General features: G+C 34.1%; 2 protein-coding genes. Both read right to left on the reverse strand.

Features of this window, described 5'->3' with window-relative positions; all coding sequences use genetic code 11:
• The coding region (locus N4A40_12270) for a hypothetical protein (GenBank protein ID MCT4662627.1) at positions 1-2,171 on the reverse strand (2,171 nt) is incomplete at its 3' end.
• Positions 2,172-2,392: 221 nt separating this feature from the next.
• Entirely contained in the window at positions 2,393-4,771 is a 2,379-nt protein-coding gene (locus N4A40_12275; protein ID MCT4662628.1) for a methyl-accepting chemotaxis protein, read from the reverse strand.
• Positions 4,772-4,958 lie beyond the last annotated feature (187 nt).

The raw sequence follows: 4,958 nt of genomic DNA on the forward strand, positions 1-4,958 counted from the left end.
TCAAAAAATCCTCTAGTTCTTATATTTGAAGCTACTGCGATTGAATTTGTTGGTATTGCAACTACTTGATTTCCAGATTGACTCCAATTTGAGCCTGTTCCTGCGTATAGCTGGCCTTGTAATTCACCATCATCGCAAACGATTACTTGCTTTTCATTGTATTTACTTTCAACTACTTTTACAAAAATATCCTTATCTTTTAAATCCATTCGTGGAGAATCACTCATCATTTCTTGCACATTTTCTGGATTTTTGATCTTAAACCATTTTCCATCTGCTTGTATTATATCATTTCCTGGGATTATTGAAGTAGCTTTTACTGTAAGTTTATATTCCTTATTGCTATAGTCCTTGTATACTTTGATATAATAATCACCTTTTTCAAGACGTTCTTCTATTTTTTCATCTTCATCATTATCATTAGTGCTCCTAGCAACTTCATCTTCATTGTGGTCATATAGTTTCAAATTGTAATCGCTAAAACGTGGAATATCTTCTAGATTTATTTCTATATCTGCCTCTTTATCAAGTTCAATCAAGTAATAATCAACATCGTCATCATTGTGCAATGTCGCTTTTATAGTCTTCTCTTTATTGCTATCATTTTTACTAAATACTAATATATTTTCAGCTTCATCAGCATCATTATTAGGCTCAAATTCATCCTCATATTCATTATTTTCAGCATTAGCTTCTACTGTTAATTCATACTCTTCATCACTAAAACCACCATATACCTTGATATAGTAATCTCCTCTTTTAAGGTTTTCTTCTATTTCTTCGTCTTCGTTATCATCATTTTTGCTTTGTGCAATCTTATCCCCATCCTCATCATATAACTTCAACTCATAATCGCAATACTCTGGAATATCTTCTAAAGTTATCCTAATACTTGCATCTTTCTTTAGTTGTATTCTATAATAGTCATCATCGTCGCTATCATGAAGCGTAGCATTTATAGTCTCTGATTCACTATAGTCATTGCTACCCAATGTTAATATTTTTTCTGCTTCATCTATATCGTCATTGTCTTCATATTCATCTTCTTCTACTTCTTCTTTCCACTTTGCTCTAAGTGTGTAGTTATGCTGACTGTCATAGTCGCTACTTCTATCTCCTTCAACTTTTATATAGTAGGTTCTATCGCCTCGTATCGGTACATAGCTTATTAACTCGTCTCCGCCATTACCTTCTTCGTCTCCTCTATACACTAAGTCATCTTCATCGTCATCATCGTACACATAAATATTGTAGTCTTCACCATCTGGAATGTTTCCAATCCAAAAATTAACTAAGCCATCTCTAGAGAACTCTATCTCATAGAAATCTTCATCACCTCTCTCACCAATCCAACCAATCATGTTATCATCATCTTCAATTCTATCTGCTGATGAAAAACTGTCATTGGATTCGTTTTCTACTCGCTGTCTTCCACCTCTTCTGCTCTTGGCTTCTCCTTCAGGACATATCATGAAATCACCTAAAACATCTAGCTTTTGACCAATTTCTAGTCCCTTTTCTTTTCTTATTTTTTCAATATTTTCAGCTACAGTAGCTGTTTTATAGTAACTCATATAATTTACATCGAAAAATTCATTTTCAACATACTCTATTTGTTCATTCTCAAGCTCTACATTCACTTTATATCTACAGATATATTTCTTCTCATAATCAGCTGTATCTACAAAGTGATCTGCTATTCCTAATAGTACATCTACGTCTATTTCTTTACTAGAGACAAACTCCACATAGTATTCTTTTCCAGTTTCTATTCCTGAAAGCTCTATTCTCTCGCTATCACAATCAATTTCTTCAGCTAATAATTCATTGTCTCCATCATATACACTTAAACTAAGTGTTTCATCTCCATCAAACTCTCCTTGAAGTACAAAATATGTATCTATTTCATCTCCATTCACTTCTGAATCTATATAAAAGGGAAGTGTTTCTTCCTCTTCTGGAATTCGTATTGACGTTGGTTTTATTTTAGCTTCTATCTTCTGACTTACTTCATTTAAGCTTGCATCTATTTCTTTATAATCTTCAGTCTCTACCTCGTCTTTATTGTTTACTACATTTGTTGTTACTCCTTCTGCTAATACTCCAGCACATAACTGAAACATCATGAAAAAGCAAATTAAAAATGATACTAATCTTTTTGTGCTTTTCATTTTACTACCTCCTGATTATTTTTACAGTTAAACTTTACTGTTATTTACGGGCCCGGTAACAGTTTACAAAATTTTTACAGTTATGTCAACAATGATTTACTTTAACTTATCAATTTTCTTAACGAAAAATAATGTTTTAGTCTCAAAACTGAGCCTAAAACACTATTTGACATTTTTTCTATAACGTAATATTTTCACTTAATTGTGTTATCATTAGTTGATTAAAATTTCTTTAGTCTAAACTCACCCACCATCTTTTCTAACATCTCAGCCTGAGCTGACATTTCCTCACTCGCTGCTGCACTTTCTTCAGATGTTGCTGCATTTGTTTGAGTAACTTTAGATATCTGAGATATCCCTTCATTCACCTGTGCTATGGCAGTAGCTTGTTCATTAGATGCTTTTGCTATTTCCCCAAATATAGTAGCCGCATCTGTAATACCTGTTACTATTTCATCTAGAGCTTGTGACGTTTCACTTGCTATCTCTGTTCCTGTTTTTACTTTTGAAATAGAGTTTTCAATCAAGTCTGTTGTCTCTTTTGCCGCATCAGCACTTCTAGCTGCGAGGTTTCTAACTTCTTCTGCAACTACGGCAAATCCCTTACCATGTTCTCCTGCTCTAGCCGCCTCTACAGCTGCATTAAGTGCAAGTATATTGGTCTGGAATGCTATCTCGTCTATGACTTTTATGATATTAGAAATATTTACAGATGATTTGTTTATATCATCCATAGCTCTTAGCATCTGTTTCATCTGGTCATTTCCTCTCTCTGCATTTCCCTGAACCTCTACCGAAAGTTTATTTGCTTTTGTTGAATTTTGAGCATTTTCTCTAGTTTGTTCTGCAACCTGCGTCACAGAGGCTGTGATCTCCTCTATAGCTGCTGATTGCCTAGATGAACCATCTGAAAGATCCTGAGCTGATTGAGACACCTGACCTGATGCTGATGCTACTTGAATTGATGATTTACTTATCTCTCCAAGCACATCATTCATAGAATCTATTATGTTATTTAGAGAATTTTTGATTTCAACGAAATCTCCCTTGTAATCATTTTCTATAGACAGGTTATAATCTCCATTCGACATAGAATCTAGCATAGATGATATCTCCACTATATACGTTCTTATAGTCTCTATAGTAGAGTTAAGAGCATCTTTTATCTTTGCATGCTCACCTTTATAGTTACCATCAACACTTACACTTAGATTTCCATTTGACATCTCATACAATACTTCTGCCGCTTCTTCTATTGGAAGTGTCACAGCATCTAATGTATCATTTATTCCCTGTACTATCGATGCATATCCTCCATCTAATTTAGATGCATCTCCTCTGACTTTCAATCTACCATCCTTAGCTGCATCTACTAAAGTGTTTGTTTCATTAACTAAATCCTTTATGCTACCTAGCATCATATCTAGATTTTTGTTAAGTACGTCTTTTTCTGATTTCACATTTACCACCGTTGATAAATCGCCCTTTGCTATTTGCTTAGCGCATTCAACCTGCTCTTTGATATTTGAAACCATGAGTTTAAAGGAGTTTGCAAGTATTCCTATCTCATCTTGACTGTCTATATTCACATTTACGTCTATATCTCCAACTGCTAATTTATCAGCTGCATCGGATATTTTTATTATTGGCCTTACTATTTTTTTAGAAAATACAAAAGCAACGACTATTACAACTATTGATGATATGAGCAATATCAAGTACGATATATTTCTTATTCCTATACTCGCTGCCATGTAGTCATCATAATTTGCAGTAGATGCTATGGTCCATCCGTTTACTGGTGCATACGCCACATATTTGTATTCGCCGCCCATTGTATAGTGCCCATCGCCAGTCTCTCCTAGCGTCATTTTTGAGAGTATAGTATCTAATTCTTCACTATCTCCAAATAGGTTCTTTTGATTTTCATATTCATCTGTAGGATGACTTATGAGTAGTCCATCACTATTTATGAGGTATCCATAGCCTTCCTTGCCAATTTTTATATCATCTACTATGTCTTTTATACTGTCAAACAATATGGTAGCAATCAATACCCCTTGAACTTCTGACCCCACCATTATAGGCTCTGCTGAAACCACAATGGATTTTTTTGTCTCTTTATTCACAATCACATCGCTAAAAGTCCCTCGTTTTGATGAAAGCACCTCTTTCATATAGTCACGATCTGAGACATCTACAGATATGCTTGTGCTAGTATCACTCACTATTGATTGTCCGCTTTTGTCGACAAATACCATCATCTCTATTAGTTTGGCATTGTCTGACTTCACACTCTCTAAATATTTTTTTGCAATGATTTTGTTTGAATTCGAATTATCTGTAAGTAATGTTTTTAAAATATTGTTCTTTGAGCTCACCTTTATTATGCTCTCTATTGATTCTAGCTTTTTGTCTATCATCTCTGCATGTAATTCTGTCATCTTAACTGCTTCCGTTTTGGCTGCACTTTCTAGTGCTTTTGATGCCTGTTTTTGTGTAATAAATGTAGCTACCACTAGTGGTATTATACTCACTAACAACATTATCAGCACTAATTTACTTCCTAGTTTAGAACCTATCTTTGTTTTGATCGACATAAGACTCCTCCTTCTAGAATATAAATATTTTGATAGCTTCCCCTTAACATTTTTTTACTGCTATTAAGATTTTTCTCGCATCAGATTCAGAACAATAAGCCCCCTACTTATTTTCTTCCACTACGAAACCGACTTGTTTCTATAAGTACCCTATAAAGAAATATTTATTCGCTTTTGATTTAAAACA

It is taken from the genome of Tissierellales bacterium (genome assembly GCA_025210965.1).
Taxonomy (GTDB): Bacteria; Bacillota; Clostridia; order Tissierellales; family JAOAQY01; genus JAOAQY01.